General features: G+C 40.5%; 17 protein-coding genes and 1 riboswitch. Of the genes, 4 read left to right on the top strand and 13 right to left on the bottom strand.

The window, feature by feature from the left end; all coding sequences use genetic code 11:
• The first annotated feature begins 233 nt into the window (after window positions 1-233).
• Window positions 234-1,577 carry an amino-acid N-acetyltransferase gene (argA, locus tag AB6N04_RS11915; RefSeq protein ID WP_369308515.1) on the top strand — a complete coding sequence of 448 codons (1,344 nt, stop codon included), beginning with the start codon at window positions 234-236 and terminating at the stop codon, window positions 1,575-1,577.
• A gap of 105 nt (window positions 1,578-1,682) precedes the next feature.
• Here argA and AB6N04_RS11920 read toward each other — a convergent pair whose 3' ends face one another.
• The 13 genes from AB6N04_RS11920 to rppH all read right to left on the bottom strand — a co-directional run bounded on the left by AB6N04_RS11920 (window position 1,683) and on the right by rppH (window position 21,075).
• Window positions 1,683-2,252: a hypothetical protein gene (locus tag AB6N04_RS11920; RefSeq protein WP_369308517.1), complete on the bottom strand. Its 570-nt coding sequence runs from the start codon at window positions 2,250-2,252 to the stop codon at window positions 1,683-1,685.
• Window positions 2,253-2,322: 70 nt separating this feature from the next.
• Window positions 2,323-4,170 (bottom strand): exodeoxyribonuclease V subunit alpha, encoded by a 1,848-nt coding sequence (gene recD / locus AB6N04_RS11925; RefSeq protein WP_369308518.1) that lies wholly within the window; start codon window positions 4,168-4,170, stop codon window positions 2,323-2,325.
• Window positions 4,167-7,781 carry an exodeoxyribonuclease V subunit beta gene (gene recB / locus AB6N04_RS11930; protein WP_369308519.1) on the bottom strand — a complete coding sequence of 1,205 codons (3,615 nt, stop codon included), beginning with the start codon at window positions 7,779-7,781 and terminating at the stop codon, window positions 4,167-4,169. The genes recD and recB overlap by 4 nt, the downstream gene beginning before the upstream one ends.
• On the bottom strand, window positions 7,778-10,675 hold the full coding sequence (gene ptrA, locus AB6N04_RS11935; RefSeq protein WP_369308521.1) for a pitrilysin: 2,898 nt from the start codon (window positions 10,673-10,675) through the stop codon (window positions 7,778-7,780). Before ptrA ends, recB begins: the two co-directional genes overlap by 4 nt.
• A gap of 17 nt (window positions 10,676-10,692) precedes the next feature.
• Window positions 10,693-14,070 (bottom strand): exodeoxyribonuclease V subunit gamma, encoded by a 3,378-nt coding sequence (recC, locus tag AB6N04_RS11940; RefSeq protein ID WP_369308522.1) that lies wholly within the window; start codon window positions 14,068-14,070, stop codon window positions 10,693-10,695.
• Window positions 14,048-14,434, bottom strand: coding sequence for a prepilin-type N-terminal cleavage/methylation domain-containing protein (locus AB6N04_RS11945; RefSeq protein WP_369308523.1), 387 nt, complete (start codon window positions 14,432-14,434; stop codon window positions 14,048-14,050). The genes recC and AB6N04_RS11945 overlap by 23 nt, the downstream gene beginning before the upstream one ends.
• Window positions 14,431-14,868 carry a DUF2509 family protein gene (locus AB6N04_RS11950; RefSeq protein ID WP_369308525.1) on the bottom strand — a complete coding sequence of 146 codons (438 nt, stop codon included), beginning with the start codon at window positions 14,866-14,868 and terminating at the stop codon, window positions 14,431-14,433. The genes AB6N04_RS11945 and AB6N04_RS11950 overlap by 4 nt, the downstream gene beginning before the upstream one ends.
• Window positions 14,868-15,473, bottom strand: coding sequence for a prepilin peptidase-dependent protein (locus tag AB6N04_RS11955; RefSeq protein ID WP_369308527.1), 606 nt, complete (start codon window positions 15,471-15,473; stop codon window positions 14,868-14,870). The genes AB6N04_RS11950 and AB6N04_RS11955 overlap by 1 nt, the downstream gene beginning before the upstream one ends.
• On the bottom strand, window positions 15,467-15,952 hold the full coding sequence (locus tag AB6N04_RS11960; RefSeq protein ID WP_369308528.1) for a prepilin-type N-terminal cleavage/methylation domain-containing protein: 486 nt from the start codon (window positions 15,950-15,952) through the stop codon (window positions 15,467-15,469). The genes AB6N04_RS11955 and AB6N04_RS11960 overlap by 7 nt, the downstream gene beginning before the upstream one ends.
• 312 nt (window positions 15,953-16,264) lie before the next feature.
• Entirely contained in the window at window positions 16,265-17,116 is an 852-nt protein-coding gene (locus AB6N04_RS11965; protein ID WP_369308529.1) for a thymidylate synthase, read from the bottom strand.
• Between the two features lie 111 nt (window positions 17,117-17,227).
• Complete coding sequence (gene lgt / locus AB6N04_RS11970) at window positions 17,228-18,124, bottom strand: prolipoprotein diacylglyceryl transferase (protein ID WP_369308530.1); 897 nt, start codon at window positions 18,122-18,124, stop codon at window positions 17,228-17,230.
• A 166-nt stretch (window positions 18,125-18,290) separates the two neighbouring features.
• Window positions 18,291-20,537 carry a phosphoenolpyruvate--protein phosphotransferase gene (gene ptsP / locus AB6N04_RS11975; RefSeq protein ID WP_369308531.1) on the bottom strand — a complete coding sequence of 749 codons (2,247 nt, stop codon included), beginning with the start codon at window positions 20,535-20,537 and terminating at the stop codon, window positions 18,291-18,293.
• 4 nt (window positions 20,538-20,541) lie between these two features.
• Complete coding sequence (gene rppH, locus AB6N04_RS11980; RefSeq protein ID WP_369308532.1) at window positions 20,542-21,075, bottom strand: RNA pyrophosphohydrolase; 534 nt, start codon at window positions 21,073-21,075, stop codon at window positions 20,542-20,544.
• A gap of 113 nt (window positions 21,076-21,188) precedes the next feature.
• A riboswitch (TPP riboswitch) is annotated at window positions 21,189-21,286 on the top strand.
• Window positions 21,287-21,344: 58 nt separating this feature from the next.
• Here rppH and thiB point away from each other — a divergent pair.
• The 3 genes from thiB to thiQ are packed head-to-tail and all read left to right on the top strand — an operon-like array spanning window position 21,345 to window position 24,626.
• Window positions 21,345-22,349, top strand: a complete 1,005-nt coding sequence (gene thiB / locus AB6N04_RS11985; RefSeq protein ID WP_369308533.1) for a thiamine ABC transporter substrate binding subunit — start codon at window positions 21,345-21,347, stop codon at window positions 22,347-22,349.
• Window positions 22,325-23,929: a thiamine/thiamine pyrophosphate ABC transporter permease ThiP gene (thiP, locus tag AB6N04_RS11990; RefSeq protein ID WP_369308534.1), complete on the top strand. Its 1,605-nt coding sequence runs from the start codon at window positions 22,325-22,327 to the stop codon at window positions 23,927-23,929. Before thiB ends, thiP begins: the two co-directional genes overlap by 25 nt.
• Window positions 23,922-24,626, top strand: coding sequence for a thiamine ABC transporter ATP-binding protein ThiQ (gene thiQ / locus AB6N04_RS11995; protein WP_369308535.1), 705 nt, complete (start codon window positions 23,922-23,924; stop codon window positions 24,624-24,626). The genes thiP and thiQ overlap by 8 nt, the downstream gene beginning before the upstream one ends.
• Window positions 24,627-24,636 lie beyond the last annotated feature (10 nt).

Raw genomic sequence — 24,636 nt, forward strand, 5'->3', positions numbered from 1 at the left:
CTAAAACTGAAAAATAAAGTGATTTTAGAATATATGCCAATTATTTGGCCAGAAATAAGCACTCTAACTAATCATGTGACTTCTGTCATTAATAATACACATTTATATTTAAAGATATGTAACCCTTAAAAATATATTTGTTATTTTTTTATACCATCTTTTACTTGATATTTTTTGTCAAAAAGAATAAAAATACATTATTAACGAATAAAAATTCACTCAAGAGGGTTGTTATGAAAGAGCGCAGCACCGAGTTGGTTGATGAGTTTCGCCATTCGGTACCTTATATAAACGCCCACCGCGGCAAAACTTTTATTATTATGCTTGGTGGTGAAGCGATTGCGCATGAGAATTTCCCAAGCATTGTCAATGATATAGGATTATTACATAGCTTAGGGATCCGAATCGTTGTGGTCTATGGCGCGCGCCCTCAAATTGAGGATATTTTAGCTGAGCATAAATATGATGCCGTTTATCATAAACATACACGAGTGACTGATTCAAATACGCTTGAATATGTTAAACAGGCGTCAGGTGCGTTACAACTGGATATTACCGCTCGTTTATCGATGAGCTTAAGTAATACACCATTACAAGGCGCTCACATTAATGTGGTCAGTGGGAATTTTGTGATAGCACAACCGCTTGGCGTTGATGACGGTGTTGATTACTGCCACAGTGGCAGAATTCGTCGCATAAATGAAGAAGCAATTAATAATCAGTTAGATAATGGCTCTATTGTCTTAATCGGCCCAGTTGCAGTTTCTGTGACAGGGGAAAGCTTTAATCTTACTTCCGAAGAAATTGCCACCCAACTGGCCGTAAAAATGAAGGCAGAAAAACTCATCGGATTCTGCTCTTCCCAAGGTGTTGCGGATAAAGATGGCAATATTTTATCTGAGCTGTTTCCAAACGAAGCCGAAAATCGAATTCAAGAGCTTGAGTCTGAAGGGGATTATTATTCAGGAACGGTACGTTTCTTACGTGGTGCAGCAAAAGCTTGTCGCCGAGGGGTACGTCGTAGCCACCTGTTAAGCTACCAAGAGAATGGCTCGCTTATCCAAGAATTGTTCTCCCGTGATGGTATCGGTACGCAAATCGTAATGGAAAGTGCGGAGCAAATTCGTCGTGCGAATATTAATGATATTGGGGGCATTCTGGAATTAATTCGTCCATTAGAACAGCAAGGGATCCTCGTTCGCCGCTCCCGCGAACAACTCGAAATGGAAATTGATAAATTCACGATCATCGAACGGGACAACTTGGTCATTGCATGCGCAGCGCTTTACCCATATCCAGATGAAAAATTAGGTGAAATGGCTTGCGTCGCTGTCCATCCTGACTACCGAAGCTCTGCTCGAGGGGAAGAACTGCTTCACCGTATTGCTGTGCAAGCAAAACAATTTGGTTTAGAGAAATTGTTCGTCTTAACCACCCGCAGCATCCATTGGTTCCAAGAACGAGGCTTTATACCTGCTGAAATTGACATGCTGCCATTGAAAAAACAGGCTTTATATAATTACCAACGCCGTTCTAAAATTTTAATTTTAGATTTAAAGGGCCAATCTGATAAATAGTCGGATCTTAGCTTGCCATAAAACAAGTATCGGTTAGTACAATCCCCCAAATTACACACGGATGTCTAATTTTGGGGGAACGTTTAATTGCTAATCACTATTGGCTTAAGCAATTTGCACAATTCTTGCCTTTTCACAAAGTGGGTTAGCGGCCAAATGTGGCTTTATTGCCGCTTCCATTTCAGCAAATGAACTACCATAAAAGTAGAATGCGGTTTCTGTTGGACCATCCCATACACCATGGATACTACCGATATCTTCAACAGCTTCATCTAACACGTCAAAAACATCGTTAATATCACCATTCTCATAAACTTCATCCGCAAGCTCAGTACCGTTAAAATAAACGGCTAAACCTTCGTGTTCACCAAAATCAATGCGAACATCTTCACCATGAATAAATAAACGAGAACCTTTCGGTGCTAACATGGATGTAAACAATTGAATTATCATGCTAATATTTTCATCACTAGCATCAGCCATGGCAATTTCAATATCACATTCTTGTGCTTCACCATTATCGCTTAATAGTGTCCCACCCCCTGTCACATGAATATCTTTATTCAGACTTTTCATGACTTCGTCAAAAGCATCTTCTAAATCTGCACGTCTAACAGGCTCTAATCTCGCATTTAACGTAACGGTTACTGTTGTCATCTCTTGCGGGTTATCCATATCATTACCTTTAAATCATTATTATTAGCAAGTTAGGTCATTTAGTTACCCAAACATCCTCTTGCAATGGTTACATTAACTGCCTCTTTAACCCACTACGACGCTTGGTTGGTGTTTCAATTGCTCGACGCAATACCTTCGGGTTGCCATAAAGGGAAAGTTCTTTTTTTGCTCGAGTGATTGCGGTGTATACCAATTCTCGAGTAATAACGGGTGAATATAATTGGGGTAAAACAAATGCGGTATGAGCAAACTCCGAACCTTGAGATTTATGGACTGTCATCACATAAGCAGTTTCATGTGAGGGAAGCCGGTTAGGCTGAACCCCACGAATGCTGCCATCAGGGAATTGAAAATAAGCCCTAAGCGCGCCCTCTTCATCAGGTAAAATGATACCAATATCCCCATTAAAAAGCCCTAATGGGCTATCATTACGACTGATCATTATCGGCCGCCCCGCATAATGCCGATTCAACGGGTTATAAGGGCGATTAATTAAACCTTGACGATGAAGTAACTTTTCTAGTTTTTCATTTAACCCTACAACACCAAAAGGCCCTTCTCTTAGCGCTGTTAACAATCGATATTGATTAAACTTAGATAAAATTTCTTCTGGTGTTTTATTGGCTTTCACTGCAAGCAAGTAATCTTCATAACAGGCAGAAGCATCAAGTAAAATTTTCACATAATCATCAGCTGTTTCTTGCACATAATTATGCACATCCACTAATCCCTGATTTAACAATTTTTGAGCTCGAGTGGCATTTCCTTCGTTAACCGCAAAAGCAAGCTGCCCAATACCTGATTGGGCAGAAAAACGATAACTTTTACGTAATAAACACAAGCTATCACGAATAACAGGGCCTTCAGTTGAAGAATATTCATCAAGTGAATAACCCGTAATTTCTGCCAATTGTTTCGCTCTTTCCACGCTATAGCCAATATCGGCAAACTGGCAAATATCGCCCAATACCGCGCCCGCCTCTACCGAGGCCAGTTGGTCTTTATCACCGAGAAAAATCAATTTTGCATGTTCAGGTAGAGCCTCAATCAGTTTTGCCATCATCGGTAAATCAACCATAGATGCTTCATCAATAATTAAGATATCTAATGATAATAAATTATTGCGATTAAAGCGGAACTGCTGACTTTCAGGTTGAGCACCCAATAACCGATGCAAGGTTTTCGCTTGGTTTGGTAAAATTTCTCTCTCTCTATCCGTTAATGGCATCTCTTTCATCGCATTACCTAGGGATTCTGTTAACCTCGCCGCAGCTTTTCCGGTAGGTGCTGCCAGTTCAATGATTAATTGATGCTCATTTCGGGTTTCCAGCTTAATTAAAGCCGCCAGTATGCGGGCAACTGTCGTCGTTTTTCCCGTTCCTGGTCCCCCAGAGATAATAGAGACTCGGCTTGTTACAGCCACTGCCGCAGCAATTTTTTGCCAATCAATTTCATCTGAAATAGGAAATAAGCCATCTAAAACTGATTGAATGTGTTGATTCTGACAACTTATCGCTGATGTATTAGAAAAAAAGTGGGCGACACACTGTTCATATTGCCACATACGCTGAAAATACAAATAATCGCCCGAAAGCAACAGCGGTGACAGCCTATTTTCTGATGTTAAAGAAACCGCATTTGAATTTTTAATTGCTTGAATAATAGTTTTTTCATCAGGTTGCCCCATTTTGAGCCAAAAATCATTAGCCAGTTCCTGATGCCGCCCTAAAAATAGGTTCTCAAGAGTCACATCGGATAGCGCTAAACAGACATGTCCGGTCATAGTTTCCGCACTCAATAACGCAGCCACCACCAATAAAATGGGATGGCTTTCATCCGCGATGCTGTAAGCAAATTGCACATCTAAAGGTGTAAAAATCCGCTGTTCAATCCCTTGATTAAAAAGAGATTTCATTCGCACTTCTCCTTATCCTGTGTATTGCTAAACAGTTGATCAAGAGCTTGAATAAACCCATTGACTGGGCGATAAAAGAAAATGCCATTTCTCAAATTAGCGCTATCAATTCCTCTTAAAAAGAGATAATAGACACCACCGAAATGAGTTTCGTAATCATAGTCAGGCAAACGCTGTTTTAAATAACGATGTAGCGCCAATGAATATAGTTGATATTGTAAATCATAGCGATGATCTATCATCGCTTCAGCCATCGCATCTTGTGTATAATATGACGCATCTTCACCAAGATAATTCGACTTATAATCAAGTAAATAGAACTTTCCATTCCAATAAAACGTTAAGTCGATAAACCCTTTTAAAATTCCCTGAACTTTTTCAAAATTTAATGGCGGGCATCGTTTAGACAGAGGATCATATTGGTGAGTAATACTATCTAAGTTGCTTGCATTAATGATGGCGTCAATGGGTAAATAAAACTGCATTTCGTCCAGTTGATCTTGAGGCTGCAATGCCGATAAACAGAGGCCATCCTCCGCTAACGGCGCATCGACAATGACTTTTAACCATTCTTTCAGCATAGGTGCCCACACAGTATCAAACCCTGAGGCTTCGAGTTGCTCCGTTAACCACTCAAGGGAAACAGGCTCGCTAAAATTGATTTCTTCCATCAATGTATGCAAAAAAGTGCCTGGTGATGCGCCTTTAGGAAACTGATGAGGCGTTAGGATAGCATCGCTTTCTTCTTCCGGTTGCCCGATATCAACACTGGCTTCGGTATCCATTTTTGGGGCCAATGAAGTCGCCAATTGTAACGGCGAAACGATTTGATCAACCTCTGTATGACTTAAGCCATAACTCAGCCCTGAGTAACTTGTAACTCTCCAATGATCGTCAAAATCACGAGTTAGCTCTCTGGCCATTAATTCATCATGCACTTCGGCATCTAACATTAATCTGTCTATTTCAAGCTGAGTAATCGTAGCGACATCAATAACTTCATTACTGATTTCATTTAACATACTGTTTAACAGTAAGTTGTCACCAGCTTCCCCTTTTTGTATAACATAACCCAGAGCAGATAAATGTAAGTCCGTTTCACCGCTTTTCTTTCTATTGCCCTTTATTAATGGGGCAATACCGACGCTACAATGGTAAATCGCACGAGTTAATGCCACATACAATAATCGGAGATCTTCTGCTAAACGCTCTTCATCTGCTAAAGCAACGGTTTCTTCACTATCTTCTAAATCGAGGCGCGTACCATAATCATTTCTATCATGATATAAACCTTTTGATTGCGGTAAGAAGTTGCTGGCAAAAGGCAACCACACAATTTTATATTCAAGACCTTTAGATTTATGAATAGTGCTAATTTGAACCAGATGTTTATCACTTTCCAAGCGCATTTGTTGGGCATCTGACTGGTGGTCAGGATGAGCAATTTGTTGTGCTAACCAGCGAGTTAGTGTGTGCTCACCTTCAAGTTGAAGTGACATTTCCTGCAATAATTCGCCAATATGCATGACATCCATCAACCGCCTTTCACCATCTGTTGTCGATAATAATGTTTCAGCAATATGGCGCTGTGACATTATCATTCTCAACATAGGCAATACACCGCGTTTTTGCCAAACAATGGAATAACGTGAAAACTCATCGACGAGCGCCTCCCATGCTTTTTCATCATGATTAAGCTCATCGATATCTTTCGCGGTTAACCCTAAAATCCCCGTAGCTAATGCACTGCGTAGCACTCGCTCTTTTTCAGGCGTCAACACGGCCTGCAACAACCATAATAAATCCCTTGCTTCGGGAGTTGAAAACACACTTTCTCTATTTGATTGAAAAACAGAAGAGATATTTAGCTGATTTAAGGCGTCTCGAATTAACCCAGCTTCACGGCGGCTACGCACCAACACTGTAATATCAGAGGCAGTAACAGGGAAGCGTTGTTGATTATCCACAAAGTATGTTTCCCCTTTAAACCCACCTTGTAGATACTGCGCAATGTGTGTTGCACATTGTGTTGCTGTTGCTTGTTCATATTCAGAGACAGAAACTGCTTCTGCATCTAACTGCCAAAAAGTCAAAGCCTTGACCTCATGACCTTTGTGGATCAGTTTTTTCCCTGCATTTTGTGTTGCATAGTTAACTGGCTGAAAGGGAATTTGATCGAAAATAAAAGGTGACTGACAATGGCTAAATACGCGATTTATAGCTTCAACCATACATTGAGAAGAGCGATAGTTGGTCTCCAAAGTATAGTGAGCACTAACTTCCTTTTTCGCTTCTATGTAGGTGAAAATATCCGCACCACGAAAAGCATAGATAGCTTGTTTTGGATCACCGATAAATAAAAGAGCTGTGTTATCAACGCCTTGATAAATTCGCTGAAAAATACGGTATTGCTGCGCGTCAGTATCCTGAAACTCATCGATCATCGCGACAGGAAAGCGCTGGCTAATTGCCTGTGCTAAAAATCTGCCCCCTTCATGGCTAAGTGCACCATCTAAACGCGTTAAGAGGTCATCAAACCCCATTTCGCCACGACGGTGCTTTTCATCGATAATAGTTTGCCTAACTTGCGAAATAGCCAGTGGAATAACCAGATCTTTTAAGGTTAATGGTTGGGAAAGCAACTCATCTATCTTTTGAAAAACGACATGTACAGGTCCTTGACCACTTTTTGATTTTTCATGTAATACGGATTGGGAAAAACGCACAAGATCTTTTGGTAGTTCGTAATCCTCTGTTTTTTCATCTACCCATTCGCCGATTTTTATCAGCCAATTAGGCAGAAAACGAGAACTGTAACTTCGTTTATCAACATCTGAATCTGTAATCAGTTTTTCAAAATCACCCGCGTTTTCCCGCCAAGAGGATTTGACCGATTCAATCAGAGAAATTAAGCGTTGATGCCGTTCTTCCAAGGATTCCGGTACGTTAGGTTGATTAATGATTTGTGGCATATCCCCTTGTAAGAAAGGCCTTATTTCAGCTAAAAGTGCCTCTGGACCATTCCATTCAGACTGCACAACCTTTGTCATCGAATAATCAAGCGGGTAAAAATGACGTCGCCAAAAATCTGCACAAGCTTGTTTTTGAATCGGAAATTCATCTTGGATCATCGTTTGTTCAAACAGTACACCCGATTCAAAAGCATTGTGCACTAACATCCGTTGGCAAAAACCATGGATAGTATAAATGGCAGCCTCATCCATTTGTCGTTCGGCAGCCAACAACCAATTTTCAGCAAACTTACGCTGTTCCTCGCTTGAAAGTTCACTGAGCAATGTCAAATACTCAGGTTGAGATTCAAACCCAATCCCATTTCTTAAGCAAACTAAACGCATTTCATGAATTCGCTGGCGAATGCGTCCACGCAATTCGTTAGTAGCCGCTTCAGTGAATGTCACCACCAATATTTCTTCAACACTAAGAGGCCGAGGAAACGCATTATTTCCGCCTAAGCCTAATAAAAGCCGCAGATAGAGTATACCAATCGTGTATGTTTTTCCTGTCCCTGCCGAAGCTTCAATCAATCTTTGCCCACTTAATGGTAAAGAAAATACATTCAGTAACTGGGACTCTACCTGCACTTTATTCACTCAGCATCTTCCTTTATTGGCAAAATCTGTTGTAACTCTATTGCTGTTGGATAGAACGTCCAACCTTTCAGTTGAGCAAAACCGGACTTCGCGTCAACATCTTGACCAATTACCTGTGATGTTAATGCTAGACCTTTACGTTTAATCACTGCATTTTCATAATATTCAATGACTTGTTCTTTCGTTGCTGCACCTAATGCCTTCAACACTTTATCACGCGTATCAAAGCTAAAAATATTGCGTGAGAAGTCAGATGAATAGCGCCCAAGTTCGTCAAAGAATGTTTGTGGGGGCTGATTCATTTCTGTAATAATTGACTGTTTATACTGATTAAATTCCTCAACTGGCAGTTTTTTGAGTTTATCTAAAGCTTGAGTATAAAATGCTTGATAACGTGTATTCAGGTAATCTGGTGTTTTTGCATTGCTTTGTAATAAAAAACCCATCCCCCATTGATCACCTAACCCTGATTTAAAGACAAATACAGCATAACCTAGCTGCTCGTTAGTCCTTAATTGGTCATAAAACCAAGGTTGGATCACCTTCGCTAAAATACCTGACAACACTGCACTATCTATACGGCTATAGCCATCTGGAACAAAGATTTCAGCTAGTGCGTTATCCGTACTATTAGCCTGCTTCTGGAAGTCTGCTAAGTAGTTTTTATCGATAACAACAACATCACCACGCCACCATTCGGTCCCTTCGCTATTCAATAACTTTTGAGCCTCTTGGATCGTTTTGATACCTTGTGATTCGCTAATGTTACCAAAAACGAGTGCCTGTAATGCTGCACTTTTCACCAATAGCTGCCGATAGTTAATAAGATCATCAAGTGATATTTTATCCAGCTCAGCAAGTCGCTGCTCTTGTTCAAAGTAAGGAACACTATTAATGCGCTGAAGAGGTTGCATTGCCAATTCATAAGCTTTTGCATTATTCGCAACCGCTATTTGTTCTTTATACCAAGACTTGGCCTGAGCTAACTCTTGTTCTGTTGGCTCAAAGTTTAAATACAGCTTAGTCATTGATAAAAAGAGTTCAGATAAGTGCTGAGTATAACCACTCGCGTTAAACTGTAATCCAACCCCCTGTGAAACAGAAACAGACATGCCTGCAACCGATGCCTGATATTGCAGCTCATCCATTTTTAATGAGGAAATATATTGCAATAATGAACCGGTTACTTGTTCTTTTGCATTTCGATCACCTTGTTTAGTACGTAATGACAACGTAATACTTGCTTTGGGCTCATCTGCAAAATATTGGCTTGGCATATACAGCACACGCGTATTACCTTTTTGATAAATAAGCTCAGGGTGGTTATACGTTTTTTCAGTTTTAATTAATGGAAGCTTATCCGCAATGTAGGGGTTTAATGCGGGTAATTTAAACTGCATGTTTGACGCTAAACGACTCCAGTTTTTAAACTGTTTTTGCGTAATTCGATCAACTTGATAAGGTGCCTCAACAAAATAGGCTTTCTTATTGCTGGGCTCATCAGGGCTAATAAACCAAATTCTTGCATTTTGTGCAGTCAATTCTGATAGTCGCTGTTTAATCGCGGCCGGATCATATTTATCTGCAATATAATCTGAATCCAGTACATGATTAACCGGAACATCTATCATTTGGTCAGATAGCCATTCAATGTAGTTCATATCCCTAACTACCGAACCATAACGAAACGATAAGTTAAGCACTTTTGCAATTTCATCAAAGTAGCTTTTGTTAACACCTTCTTTTTTAATTAATTCGATATAAGAAAATATGGCGGCGATAATTTGGTCTCGCTCTTGTAACCCTTTATCCGTTAAGGTGACATAAATAGAGAAAGAGCCGTAATTTCTATCTGCATTCGGTGATGCTGATGCACTAATCCCTTCTGCTAGACCTTGTGAAATTAACCAATCAGCTAATGTGCCAGGGCTGCGATTTCCGAGCAAATAACTAATATAGCTATCACTTTTACTGCGAAAATCCGCCATATTATTTTTAATACTAAACTCAATCTGGATCGCTTTTTGTGGTTGTGCGGGTACGTAGTGAATGATAATCCCCTTTTCTTTATCCGTAACCGCTTGAGTATTAATGGCAGGCACACTCCTATTGAAATTAGGGATACGACCAAATGTTTCTTGCGCTATTCTGGCAAGAGAATCAATTGATTGGTCACCATAGAGAACCCCATTCATCAAGTTTGCAGAATAATAATGTTTATAAAAACCAACAAGTTCATCCTGTAACTTACTGTTAGGCTTATCTTTTAACGTTTCTAAGTTACCCCCTGAAAAACGAGAATTAGGGTGTTGTGGGTTAAGTGTTTCAGAACGCACTTGCCATATACGCATCCCATCGCGAGAGCGAGCCATCGTTAATTCTGCGTTAACCGCATTACGCTCTCTATCTGCATTGTGAGGATCTAATAACGGTGCTGCTAATGCGTCCGCTAATCTATCAGTCGCCTCTTTTAATGCACCGTTTTCAACTTCAAAGTAGTACGCTGTGCGATGTGGCGCTGTGCTCGCATTGTGGCTACCACCATGCTTTTGCAAAAATTCAGAAAAACTACTCGGTTCCGGGTACTTTTTAGACCCCATCAGTATCATATGTTCCAAATAGTGAGCTAACCCTAGCTGGCTATCTGGATTCTCAATACTGCCTACTGGTATAGAAACAGCTGCCAATGATTTTGTTGCTTTAGCATCAGAAACTAATAAAACTGTCATATCGTTATTCAGCTTTATTGCCTTATACTCTCTAGGATCGCTTTCACTCTTATTAATATTCTCGGGTAACAACTGCCAGAGTGGTTGGTCTGCAAATGCATTTCCCCACATTAACAGCGTGAATAATAAGAATAGATGGGCGATTCTTTTGGATAAATATTGCATCCTGTAATGCTCTCCCGTTATTTTAAATATTTCGTCATTGGCTGTAAAAAACGCTGGGTATTCAGTATCAGCGACTGGATCATTGTACTATTCAAACTTCTACAAGCCCTTAACACATAATCATCTTCCATCTCACCTTTTTTCATCGAACTCCCTTGAAGACTTTGTGTTAAGGCTGCCAGTGCTTTTTGCTGGCTCTGTGCTGACACAAAATCGTATTGTTTCGTTTTTTTATCAAAACAGGCAGTTAACCAATTCCAACCACTTTGATTTAAAAGTATTAAAGGAGAGTTTAACCCTTCACGATAGCCTTTAATTAGATTTTTTAAATAACCTAATGCATCTTCTTTTTCAACAGATGAAAATTGCCAAATACTGTTATCGCGACCAAGGGCAATACTCTCCCCTTCACCAATAAGGTAATTAAATAAAAGATGCTCAATCCATAACTGTACGCCATCATTTGCCGTTAAATAGGCAGGCCTGTAACGTAGCAGACCTGTTTCGTGTACATTTTTTAGTTGCCCTGTGATCCTTATTCCTTCAACCTCACAATCTATTGGATAATCAAACTGTTGAAGTTCATGCTCTTTTATCTTTTCAGCGAGTGGAATAATTTCATTAAGTTGTTGTTCCCAAAAAAGCTGACCAAATTGCTTCGCTGGCAGTTGCCCTGAAGCTTTGAGTGCATGATAAAAAGGATCAGGACTTTCCTCTTTGACAAGCAAATCTAGAACGTGATCGTTAATTTTATAGCGTTGTAAGTGGTTAAGAATAAAAGGCTCTTCTTCTGGAAGCTCAGTTTCTTCCATTGAAAAATGCACTTTTAAGCGTTGTTGGAAAAATGCTCGAATAGGGTGGCGATAAAAACGTAACAACTGCTCTAAAGCAATATGGGTAATTTGTTCTTGCGGATCTTTAAGAACGGAGCAAAAAGATGTTTCTACTCGATCTATTGTTTTCGCTGCCGGTAACCACTCTTTTGCAAAGCTTTGATAAGGTGTTTGAGGAATAAAGTTTTCTTTCGCAAAAGGGACTCGGCTGTGTTGAGTCACTAAATGGGATCTTAAACGCTTAGAACTGTCATCAATATTAAGTTGCTCGTCGCCAACTAAACAACAACTTTGACAAATATAATCAAGCAGCTCAGTGACTAAAACTGATGGATTACAGGGTTGGTTATCACGGATCGAAAGCCCAATATAGCTTATATAGAGCTGTTTAGCGGCAGAATTGAGCGCCTCTAAAAAAAGGTAACGGTCATCATCTCGACGCTTTCTATCCCCTCTTACTGGCTTTTCAGCCATCAAATCAAAGCCCAGCGGTGGAATACTTCTCGGATAAGCGCCATCATTCATTCCCAATAAACACACCACTTTAAATGGCACAGAGCGCATTGGCATCAAAGTACAAAAGTTAACAGCTCCAGCTAAAAAACGCTGACTGATTTTTTCATCATCAAAACGCACTGAAAGTTCGTCTCTGAGCAAACGAAGCGAAACAGATTGTTGATAGCCTGAAATCAGCGCATTTTCGATGATTTGATGCCACTGCTCTGTTAAAAGTGTCAGAACAAGTTCTGTTTCACCATCAACCAGAAAACAACTATCGATAAGTTGTTGGCAAAGATCCTTCCATTCATTGAGTGAGCGCGCTTGCTCTAATATTGTGCGCCACTCTCTTAATGTATTAATTAATAAAGCCAGCTTACCGGCTAGCTGTGCGGCCAAGCCACTACATTCATCATAAGGCAAAATACCATTCCATGGGCCATTTCGGCTATCCATAGCATAGCCTAACAACATGCGGCTTAAACCAAATTGCCAAGTATTTTGTCCGATAACCGGTAAAGCAAATGAGCGCACATTGTCATCGTCTAACCCCCAACGGATCCCTGACTCATTCACCCAACGGCGTAATAAACTTAGCTCGCTTTCATCAATCCCAAACCGTTGTGAAAATGCATTCACCTCAAGCAAGGTAAGCACTTGTTCTGTTGAAAAACGACTTTGAGGCAAATCTAATAACATGATAAATGCCTGTAAAATTGGGTGTGCTTGCAATGCTTTTCGGTCAGAGATGGAAAATGGGATATAACGAGAGGTTGCTGTATTGCCAAAAACAGCTTGAATGTAGGGGGCATAGCTATCAATATCTGCGACCATCACAATCACGTCCCTTGGTGTTAAGGATGGGTCTTCTTCAAAAATAGCTAATAGGTGGTCTTGTAATACTTCCACTTCACGCTGAGCACTGTGACATAAGTGGAATGAAATTGAATCATCCGCTTTATCTATTGGTCTCTTATCTTGGCTTGTTTCATAATTCTCTAATGTCGTACCAAGCTGTGCATGATTTTCAAGATCTAAAATATCTTGCTGAATATGTTCAAGAAGGGTCGCTCTTCTTGTATCAACATAAGCAGAAATTTCATTTGCTGTCTCAATTTGGGAAATAAAATATAAGTTATCCCTACCCAGTTTTCCCCATGAAGCGAGTAACGGGTTAACAATATCTTGCTCACCTTGTTCATTAAATAAATGGGAGGCATGTTCTTCTACCTTAAAACGTGAGATTTCATGTTTATCAAGATAGTGGCGTAATTTTCTTTGTTGTAGCCTTGCTAAAAAAGAAGCACTTTGAATATCTCCCCAATAGTAACGACAAGGGTTTGTGAACATCAAATGAATATCAGTATGCTCCGCAATAGCATTCAAAGCTTGAAGATAAACAGGGGGAAGAGAGGAAATACCGCAAATAAAAATGCGCTTAGGTAGCATTTTCCCTAAAGACGGCGAACTCCTAAGCTTATTGATAAAACTTTCGTATAAGTTAGCACGATGCCAAGGGGATTGATTTAATTCATTTGAATATTCAACCAAACATAGCCATAGTCTTTTTTGCCATAGCTGATTCGTACTCAGCCCTTCTATTAGCTCATTTTGTTGCCATTTTTCAATCCATTGAGGGCGATAAACTAAATATTGGTCAAATAGATCTGCGATCCTCCCTGCAAGCTGATGAAGTTTTCGTTTATCCGTATCGTGCTGTAGATAATGCCTTAATGGCTCAAACTCCTCTTCACCAATGACATTGGGTAAAATTGTCATCAATTTCCAGGTCATTGCTTGTTTGGTATACGCACTTTCTTTGGGGATCTCTGGTAGTACGCACCTAAACATATCCCATATAAATGTAGCAGGTAACGGATAGGTAATATTGGCTGCAATACCAAATTGTTTTGCAAGTTCAATCTGTAACCATTGAGACATACCAGGGCTTTGCACTAAGATGATTTCTTGCTCAAAAGGATGAGATAAAGGTTTACTTTTCATCAAATGGGCAATGAGTTCTTTTAGCAAATCTAGTTGGTTAGAATGATAGACTTGAAACATGGTGCTCTCCTATTGAGCAATACCAGCGACTAAGCGAAAGCCGCTGCCTAGGAATAAGTAATGAAACCATAAGCTCAGTGCAAAATTCCGTTGGGTTACGGTCGCTTTGTTCAATCTTTCCATCAGAGTATCGTAAATCTGCATCAATGAAAGGAATTTCCACTCTCGACATTTCACCTGCCGAGGCGCTTTGATTTTCTAATACACTATGTAATTCTCTTATTGCCATTGAGCCTTTATATAATTGATTAAAATTCAATACGATATATTGTGTATAGTTTAGCAAAGCGATAAGTAAGATGGCAAAAACTACCGTTGCAACCATCGACTCAACTAATGCAAACCCTTGTTGGCTTTTTTTCACAAACAAAATCCTTTTTGTTGAACTGGGCAATAATCTAACCAACCATTTTTACGGGGAAAAATTCTTTTTTTCTCTATATCAAACTCAACCCATTGATAAACTTTGATATCAGCACCTTCTGTGTAAGGACTTTGCCCGGATAAAACATAAACTAGACCTTTATAGGGTTTTAGGCAGCTTTTCCAGTTTTGCCTTGTATTTTGTTGGCAAACCCAATTCTTCTTTGTGCTAGCTTCCCACGCTAATGTAAGCCCCCACGCTAACCCTGATTCAGCGCGATTAAACGCATTATAATATTTAGCTTCTTTGTGCCATTCGTCCTGAGCCCGCTGTTGGAAAAAATGCAGAGATTTAATCAATAACAAGCCTATTGTCATTAAAACAACCGTCATCACTAACGCGATATTACCTCTTTGGCTATCCATTTTTGCCATTATAAATTCCTGAGTTTTACTGCGATTTTGTAATTAAACAATTGTGCAGGCAATAACCTTGTTTGGACACTAATAATAACCTCAATCACTTGAATACGTTGATTCCAATTAAAAGATAATTTTTTTACTGTCACCAAATTTGCATCAAATAGTGACTGCCAGCGAGTACCACCACAATCCCTAACATTTCGATTTGACTCTAATTTCCCTTTATTTAGCCGATACCCAAAATAATCTGTTTCTGTTGTTTTGGACTTAATATCAACCCATTTACCTGATAAATCTTGGTCATAAGCAAAAATGATACAACTATTTTTCCCCTCACTTAATGAACTAACACCCGTTATTATTGGCTCACCAACACAATTTGAATTACTGCAATAACCGATACGCCTAAAATCCTTTTCTATATTTAATAAAATCTGCCTAACTTCTCTATCTAATTGATATTGAAAATAAGCTCGATATGCTTGCTTAAATATTGACGGAATACTGCTCATTGCTGCAATACAAACAATGCTACTTATCACCATCGCCACCAGCATTTCAATTAGCGTAAAACCCTTCTGTTTTTTTCTAGCTACACTATTTGATTGCATCAACATTTGGGGATCCCAGCCATACTTTGGTACGAGCAAGCTCTAACCCTTCCTAACGCAGACATATACATAAAAATAGATTTATTTTTATTTTTTAACTCAAGACTAAATGCACGGCTTGTTCCTTGCTTTCCATATAACTCAACTGAGGTTCGCGTTGCTTTAGCGATTTCAATTCCCTGAAATTTATCTGCCGTAACTTTCCCTAATTCCTTATTCGTTTTTGCATCTTTTATCGATATCCACCAATCTAGTTTCCCTATTTTTACTGAAAGAACTTGATGCCGATTTAAATATATTCCCTCTTTCATATGGCTATAAATAAACTCAGACACTTGCCTCGCGGCATCCATTATTCGTTGCTGTTCAATTTGCTGCTGCCAATGATGCAGCCCAGTAAGTACGGTTAAAGAACAAATAAACAGGACAGTTAAAATTTCAATCAATGTAAAGCCGCGCTGAGTTTGCTCCTGTTCTATTTTCATAAATATCTCCCTCGAACATACACAGCCGCGAGTTTTATTGAAAATAATCCACTTAACGAGCGAATACTTTTCTGTTTACAAAGCGCTTCCACAAAAAATGAACACCCTTGGTTTGGATCTCAATAAGTTTGGGAAGCGCTTCGCAAAACAGTAGAGCCCAATAAAAAATATGCAGTTTTTTTATTCGAGGAAAAACAAAATAAACGCATCAGTAAAGAGCGAAGAAATAAAGGAGGGGAGAATGTATTCAAAAACAGGGCATAAGGTGGCTCTTTATATCAAGCCACCATAGCCACCAAAAGAGATTGTGAGTTAGACCGTAAATGGATATTTGATAGCTTCATGACATTGATACCCATCAAGTGTGAAGTCATCTGTAGTTACCCATGTTTCAATATCTTCTAACGTTTTAATTTCTGGATTAATTGTTAATGAAGGAGAAGGAAATGGTTCACGTTTTAGTTGTACATCTCTCATCAACGGTAGCTGGTTTTCATAAATATGTGCATTCACAATCTTATGATAAGCCTTACCTGCTTTATGACCCGTGATACGAGCCATCAATGCAAGTAACACAAAACATTGTACTTGATTAAAATTCAGGCCGAGCGGAACATCACAGCTGCGCTGGTATGATGTCAGATACAAGGTGTCGCCTAATAGTGAAAAGGTATGGGTGTGCATGCAGGGACGTAAACACCCCATCTCAAATTCACCGGGGTTATAAAAAGTGATGATTTCCGCCCGGTCATCAATACCATTTTTTAAGTTATTAACCACTTTTGCCAGTTGATCGAGATGAGAGCCATCTGGGCGTTGCCACGAGCGACCTTGAACACCATATACACGGCCCATATCATCCTCACCTTTTCGATGAGGGTTGTTCAGCCAAGCTTGGTTTTCATTCGCATTTGCGTTCCACGTGTTACAGCCAATTTCACGAAATTGAGCTGCATTATCATAACCACGTAAATAACCAAGTAGCTCTGCAATCGCCGCCTTATAAAAGCTTTTACGAGTCGTAATCAAAGGGAACTGATTATTTCCAACATCATATTCAAGATCGGCATTAATTACAGTTAAACAACGAACACCTGTACGCTTGTTTTCAACCCATTGCCCTTCATCAATAATACGTTGGCACAACTCTAGATACGGCTTCATAATGGCTCTCTTATGCAAAATAACTTAACTGGCAAGCTTAGTAAGAAATAGACTATTTTCAGTGAAATTGTTGTATTAAAAATACTAAGCTAGCCTCACTAACACTGGGGTTCAACCACCTTTAGGCTCTTTTTCAGGCTGATGCGCAGGAATGTTTTTACCATATTTATATGCCCATATAATCATTAGAACACCAATGATTATCATTGGGATAGATAAAATTTGCCCCATACTAATACCACCAAATAACCCAAGCTGAGCATCTGGCTGCCTAAAGAACTCAACAATGATCCTAAACGCACCATAGCCAATTAAAAATAGCCCTGAAACACTGCCCATTGGCCTTGGTTTGCGAACAAACAAATTAAGAATCAGGAATAAAACAATACCTTCTAAGAACATTTCATAAAGCTGTGAGGGGTGCCTTGGCAATACACCGTATTGCTCTAAAATCGGTAATAACGAGGGGTCTTGTGCCGCCAATTGAATATCTTCACTGCGTGAATGCGGAAATAGGAAAGCCCAAGGCGTATCAAGGGTTACACGTCCCCATAATTCACCATTAATAAAGTTACCAATACGCCCCATACCTAAACCAAATGGGATTAGTGGGGCTACAAAATCAGAGACTTGAAGAAAACGACGATGCGTACGATGAGCGAACCACATCATGGCACAAATAACACCAATTAAGCCACCATGGAAGGACATCCCGCCATCCCATACCTTAAAGAGATAAAGCGGGTCATCAAGGAAAACGGGAAGATTATAGAAAAATACGTAGCCAAGACGACCACCAACAAAAACGCCCACAAAACCAATATACAGTAGGTTCTCAACTTCATTTTTAGTCCAGCCGCTATTGGGTTTTGCTGCACGACGTCCTGCTAACCATAACGCAAAAACAAACCCAACGAGGTACATAAAACCATACCAGTGTAGCGATACTGGTCCAATTGAGAACATAACAGGATCAATTTCCGGAAATGCTAAGTAGCTGTTACTCATCGTTCCCCACTTTTAATGATTAAGCCAACTGTGCGCTAGCTATAAGGTATTCAATACAGTTCAATTATTTGAAGAGCGCAAAGCATACAACAAAAAGCCTAGTGACTCATACTCCAATATAATCACTTTAGCCTAATTTAGCCGCAGACGAGTAAATACAATAAAACTAAATACCGCCACGGACAAACCCACCAAGGCGATGAGTTTCCATAAAGTGACTGGCTTCTTCTTTGACACGTTCTGATGTCTCAGCCACTAATAATTTATCAACTAAATCAGACATTAATACTGGATCGAGTTGACGAATAAGGTATTTCATCCGTGGAATACTCCGCCCACTCATACTTAAAGAGCGGTAACCAAGAGCAATTAATATCATCGCACTGAGTGGCTGACCTGCCATTTCACCACACACACTGACGGGAAGAGCAAGACGCTGACACTCTTCACTGACCTTCGCGAGAAAGCGAATAACCGCAGGATGAAGATTATCATATAGCGCAGCGACATGTGTATTGTTGCGGTCAACAGCAAGTAAATATTGTGTAAAGTCATTGGTACCAATGGAAATAAAATCTACACGTTTTTTTATTTCAGGTAATAAAAATAATAATGATGGCACTTCGAGCATCACACCAACTTGCGGCATTGCGATTTGTTGGCCTAGTAACTGGCTAACTTCCTCTTTTGCTCTGGTTATTAATGAAATCGCTTCATCAATTTCATTAATACTCGTCACCATTGGTAAAAGGATGCGTAAATTTCCAGATAATGCATTTGCCCGTAACATCGCCCTTAATTGAATTAAAAAAATCTCAGGCTGATCGAGCATAATGCGGATCCCTCGCCAACCAAGGCTTGGATTCTCTTCACTGATAGGCATGTAAGGAAGCTGTTTATCAGCCCCAATATCAAGGGTTCTCAATACGACTGGCTTTGTTGGGAATAACTGAAGAACTTCTTTATATAATTGTTTTTGTTCATCTTCTGAAGGAAAACCATTATGCAGCATAAAAGGCAGTTCTGTACGATATAGCCCAACACCATCAACCCCCATATTAATTTGCTGCTCATAGCGAGGGCTTAACCCTGCATTAAGATGGATTTGCACCTGCTCGCCACCTTTTAGGGTTGCATCTTGCTCTAATGTTCCCTCAGCCAAGCGGCTAATAACATTTTCTTCTTCGATAATTTGCTGATATTCCTGAACAATCAGGTTTTCAGGCTCAATAAAGACTTCTCCACGGTAGCCATCTAAAATTAAATGGCGATTATGCAATAAAGACGGTTCAATATCCGCCCCCATAATGGCTGGGATCCCCATTGCTCGAATTAAAATTGCCGAGTGTGAATGGGTTGCACCATCACGCACAATAACACCCGCGAGTTGTTCCATCGGCAGTTCAGCAAGCACACTGGCACTAAGTTCATCAGCGACTAAAATAAAACGATCTGGCCATTGTTCATTTGCCGTTAAAGAATCATCAAGATGGAATAGTAAGCGCTGACCTAATGCTTTGAGATCTGAGCCCCGCTCTCTTAAATAAAGATCGCGCAAACGAGAAAATTGCTCAACATAGTTTTCAATAACCGTTTTTACCGCCCATTCAGCGGCAGCACCATTCTCAATGGCGGCAAATAGATGTTTTTTAAGTTGAGGATCACTCAGCAGATGATTATAAAGATCAAAAATTGCTGCGCTTTCTTTCGCAGAGCTCGCCATAAAACGTTTACTGATCCGCCTACATTCTGCCGTTGCGCTTTCTAGTGCCGTGATTAAACGCTGTTTTTCACTATCAATATCAATCGCACTAGTTTGGCTAATGCTATCAAAAGAAGGTTGTGAATTGTCTTGCCAACCATAGGCCATGGAAACTCCCTGAGAGACAGGGATTGCTTTAATTCTATTTTGCCGATATTGCCCAAAAATCCCTTTGGCTTGCGCTTGTGATAAAATTACCGCAAGCTGCATCGACAACGTTACCATGAAAGATTCTTCTGTTTCGTTAAACAGCCGTTTTTCACGCTGCTGAACCACAAGCACGCCTAATAGTTGACGCCGATAAACAATGGGAACACCAAGAAAGGCTTTAAGCTGCTCTTCTTTTAGTTGTGGAAGATATTTATATTGAGGATGTTCGCGAGCATCCGCTAGGTTAAGCATTTCTGATTGACGTCCAACTGCGCCAACCACCCCCTCATCAAAGCCAAGGCGAATAGCAATCCCGCTAGGTTTTTTTAACCCGCGGGTTGCCATTAAGTAATAGCATTGGCGAGGATGATCTGCTAAGTAAATCGAACACACGTCCGTGCGCATCGCTTTGCAGGTTTCATCCACCAATACTTCGAGCGCATCGGTCAAACTTGTCGCCATCGCTACTTTTTCGACAATTTCACGTAAACGCATCAACATAGGCTTACCTTGCTCCACGCCTACGGTTATTAAAAACAGGTCGTTGTGGTAATTTTTGTTCCTGTAAAGGCATAACTATTGGCGCGAATTCTTTCATTACACGGCGATAAACTTCGCGTTTAAAAGAAACCACCTGCCTGACAGGATACCAATAACTGACCCATCGCCAGCCATCAAATTCTGGCGATTTACTGCGCTGCACGTTTATATCGGCATCATTGCATTGAAGTTGAAGTAAAAACCAACGCTGCTTTTGCCCAATACAAACTGGTTTTGTATCCCAACGCACCAAACGCTTGGGTAATTTGTAACGTAACCAATTACGGGTAGAAGCCAATAATCTGACATCCTTACGCTGTAGCCCAACTTCTTCGTATAACTCACGATACATCGCTTGCTCTGGTGATTCCCCAGGATTGATACCTCCTTGAGGAAACTGCCATGAGTGCTGACCATAGCGGCGAGCCCATAAAACCTGCCCTTGCCGATTACAAATTACAATTCCTACATTCGGGCGGTAGCCATCATCATCAATCACTCGACTACCCCAATAACCAAATTTGAAAGATACCTAATTGTTTCACACATACCCTAACGGGTAAACCTATATCAATACAGTTTGCAGATATGTCTGAAGTCTCTACAATAGTAAGCGTCTCAACGGGGTGCCAAATTTATTTTGGCTGAGAAATAACCCGTAGAACCTGATCCGGTTAATACCGGCGTAGGGATTTGAGCCACCGTATGCCAACCTGCATCGGTTCACTCTCAAATCCTGTGTCACTCTTTATTAGCGCAGGAAAAAGCATGTTTAAAAACAAAATTATAGCATCGATTTTTACCCTCAGTGCACTCAGTTTAAGCCAATTCGTATGGGCAGAAAAACCCACCTTGACTGTCTATACCTACGACTCCTTTGCAGCACAGTGGGGACCCGGCCCGCAAATTAAACAGAATTTTGAAGCACAATGTGACTGCGAATTAAACATTGTGGCTTTAGGTGATGGCGTCGCACTATTAAACCGTTTAAGAATGGAAGGCAAAAAAAGCAAAGCTGATGTCATTTTAGGTTTAGATAATAATTTATTAGACTCCGCGGAGAAAACAGGCCTTTTTGCACCTGCCGAGATTAATACTGCGGCGCTAAAGTTACCCATTGCATGGGATAGCTCCATTTTCATTCCTTATGACTATGGCTACTTCGCATTTATTTACGACAAAAACAAAATTCAACAGCCACCAGCAAGTATGGATGCGCTATTAGATAGTAAAAATAACTGGAAAATCATCTATCAAGATCCGCGAACCAGTACTCCAGGACTTGGATTGATGTTATGGATTGAAAAGCTGTATGGGGATAAATCCGCCGAGGCTTGGAAAAAAATGGCAGGAAAAACCTTAACAGTGACCAAAGGTTGGAGTGAAGCATATGGTTTGTTCTTAAAAGGTGAAGGGGACTTTGTTTTAAGTTATACCTCATCGCCGGGCTACCAAATACTAAATGATAAAAAAGACAATTACGCTGCCGCCTTATTCAACGACGGTCATTATCTGCAAGTAGAAGTTGCGGCGAGATTAAAAAACAGCCCGCAACCAGAACTTGCCAAGCAATTTTTGCAATTCGTTTTAACGCCTGAATTTCAAAGTACTTTACCGACCACTAACTGGATGTATCCGGTTATTGATATGCCTTTACCAGACGTTTATAACCAACTGCCTCTGCCAGAAAAAGCCTTACAATTTAGCTCACAAGAAGTGGCTAAACAACGTCAAAACTGGACACGTTTATGGCAATCCGCCGTCAGTCGTTAATTAACCTTTCGTTATTACCGGGGGCAATTGCTTCCGGTCTATTAATTACCATAGCGCTTCTGTGCTTTGGCGCGCTCTGGTTTTTTGCACCTGAAATCGCCATTGATGACATCATCCGCGATAGCTATTTGTGGCATGTCATCGGCTTTACCTTTTGGCAGGCATTTTTATCCGCTGTGTTTTCCGTGCTTCCCGCCATTTTCCTTGCCAGAGCACTTTATCGTCGCCGCTTTTGGGGAAGAACATTATTTATACGCCTATGTGCGATGACGCTCGTTCTCCCCGTTTTAGTCGCCGTTTTTGGCATTTTATCGGTATATGGGCAAACAGGTTGGCTTGCAAAAATTTGCCACTGGATAGGTGTGGAATACACTTTTTCCCCCTATGGTTTAAAAGGGATTTTACTCGCGCACATTTTCTTTAATATGCCACTCGCCACCAGAATGTTGTTGCAATCCTTAGAAAATATTGCCATTGAACAACGGCAAATTACGGCACAGTTAGGTTTTAATGAGTGGCAACAGTTTAGAATTTTAGAATGGCCTTATTTACGTAGACAAATTCTGCCTACCGCCGCGCTGATCTTTATGTTGTGCTTTGCCAGTTTTGCCACCGTACTAGCCTTAGGCGGCGGTCCAGCAGCAACCACCATTGAACTGGCTATCTACCAAGCGCTGAATTATGATTTTGATCTTGGCAGGGCCGCTATTTTGGCGCTGATCCAATTATTCTTTTGTCTTGGATTGATGTTCATTTGCCAAAAGATCAACAATTTATTTTCTGTTGGCTTTAGCCATCAGACCCAATGGGTTGATCCGGCTGATAATCTTTTTCGCCGCATCCGTGATTATCTTTTAATTATTGCAGCAATGCTGTTGTTACTTCCACCGCTGTTTGCGGTGATTTTCGATGGCTTAAATGGGCAACTTTTGTCGGTTTTACGGCAACCTGCATTATGGCAAGCGACTGGAACATCCCTTTTTATTGCACTTTGTGCAGGTCTGCTCTGCGTTGCCCTTACCTTAATGCTGCTTTGGAGTAGCCGCGAACTGCGTTTGCGTCAAGCTGTACGACTTGGTCAAGCCATTGAATTAAGTGGTTTAATTATTTTAGCTATGCCCGGAATCGTACTCGCCACTGGCTTTTTTATCTTGTTTAATGAAACCATCGGGTTACCCGAATCTCCCTACCCTTTGGTGATAATGACTAATGCCCTATTGGCTATTCCTTACGCCTTAAAAGTCCTAGAAAACCCGATGCGAGATACCGCAGAGCGATATAACCCACTCTGCCAATCTTTAGGCATTACAGGGTTTAACCGTTTTAAAATTGTTGAACTCAAAGCAATGCGCAAACCTATTGCTCAAGCACTGGCATTTGCTTGTGTGATTTCTGTCGGAGATTTTGGTATCGTCGCGCTGTTTGGCAATGAAAATTTCCGCACCCTTCCCTATTATTTGTACCAGCAAATTGGGGCTTACCGCACTAGCGATGGCGCTGTAACAGCAATGCTATTGTTATTACTGTGTTTTTGTTTATTTAGCATGCTTGAGCGTATTTCAGGAAAACACCATGATTAAGCTGACGAAATTAGATTACCAATATGATAACCTGACGATGTCATTTGATTTTTCAGTAAAATCAGGGGAATGTGTCGCAATTATGGGGCCGAGCGGCGCAGGGAAAAGCACATTGCTAAGCTTAATCAGTGGTTTTCAATTTCCCAAAACAGGAACCATAGAACTGAATGGGCAAGACTATACCTTTAGCCCCCCCGCGCAGCGCCCAGTTTCTATGCTATTTCAAGAAAACAATTTATTCGCACATTTGACGATACGACAAAATATTGGCCTAGGTTTACAGCCAAGCTTGCGACTGAATGGGATGCAAATGCAGATAGTTGAGCAAATTGCGGATCACGTTAGCTTAACAGAGTGCTTAGATCGTTTGCCGGCACAGCTTTCCGGTGGACAACGCCAACGTGCCGCACTGGCGCGTTGCTTGGTTCGCAATCAACCTATTTTGTTGCTTGATGAGCCATTTTCAGCCCTAGATCCTGCTCTACGCTATGACATGCTAATGTTACTAAAACGCGTTTGTGAGGAAAAATCCATCACACTATTAATGGTCTCCCATAATGTGGATGATGCTTTACAAATCGCACCAAGAACTTTAGTCGTGGTCGATGGTGCGATTGTCTATAACGGCGATACACAGGCTTTGTTGCAAGGAGAGAGTGCAGCCTCTGCACTTCTTCGAGCCAACGACACCAACTAATACTGTATAA

Origin of the sequence: Providencia rettgeri, assembly GCF_041075285.1 — a bacterium.
GTDB lineage: Bacteria > Pseudomonadota > Gammaproteobacteria > Enterobacterales > Enterobacteriaceae > Providencia > Providencia rettgeri_G.

Coding starts and splice junctions, on each gene's coding strand:
- argA (WP_369308515.1), top strand. CDS start 234: ATGAAAGAGCGCAGCACCGAGTTGGTTGATGAGTTTCGCCATTCGGTA.
- AB6N04_RS11920 (WP_369308517.1), bottom strand. CDS start 2,252: ATGGATAACCCGCAAGAGATGACAACAGTAACCGTTACGTTAAATGCG.
- recD (WP_369308518.1), bottom strand. CDS start 4,170: ATGAAATCTCTTTTTAATCAAGGGATTGAACAGCGGATTTTTACACCT.
- ptrA (WP_369308521.1), bottom strand. CDS start 10,675: ATGCAATATTTATCCAAAAGAATCGCCCATCTATTCTTATTATTCACG.
- recC (WP_369308522.1), bottom strand. CDS start 14,070: ATGTTTCAAGTCTATCATTCTAACCAACTAGATTTGCTAAAAGAACTC.
- AB6N04_RS11950 (WP_369308525.1), bottom strand. CDS start 14,868: ATGGCAAAAATGGATAGCCAAAGAGGTAATATCGCGTTAGTGATGACG.
- AB6N04_RS11955 (WP_369308527.1), bottom strand. CDS start 15,473: ATGTTGATGCAATCAAATAGTGTAGCTAGAAAAAAACAGAAGGGTTTT.
- AB6N04_RS11960 (WP_369308528.1), bottom strand. CDS start 15,952: ATGAAAATAGAACAGGAGCAAACTCAGCGCGGCTTTACATTGATTGAA.
- AB6N04_RS11965 (WP_369308529.1), bottom strand. CDS start 17,116: ATGAAGCCGTATCTAGAGTTGTGCCAACGTATTATTGATGAAGGGCAA.
- lgt (WP_369308530.1), bottom strand. CDS start 18,124: ATGAGTAACAGCTACTTAGCATTTCCGGAAATTGATCCTGTTATGTTC.
- ptsP (WP_369308531.1), bottom strand. CDS start 20,537: ATGTTGATGCGTTTACGTGAAATTGTCGAAAAAGTAGCGATGGCGACA.
- thiB (WP_369308533.1), top strand. CDS start 21,345: ATGTTTAAAAACAAAATTATAGCATCGATTTTTACCCTCAGTGCACTC.
- thiP (WP_369308534.1), top strand. CDS start 22,325: ATGGCAATCCGCCGTCAGTCGTTAATTAACCTTTCGTTATTACCGGGG.
- thiQ (WP_369308535.1), top strand. CDS start 23,922: ATGATTAAGCTGACGAAATTAGATTACCAATATGATAACCTGACGATG.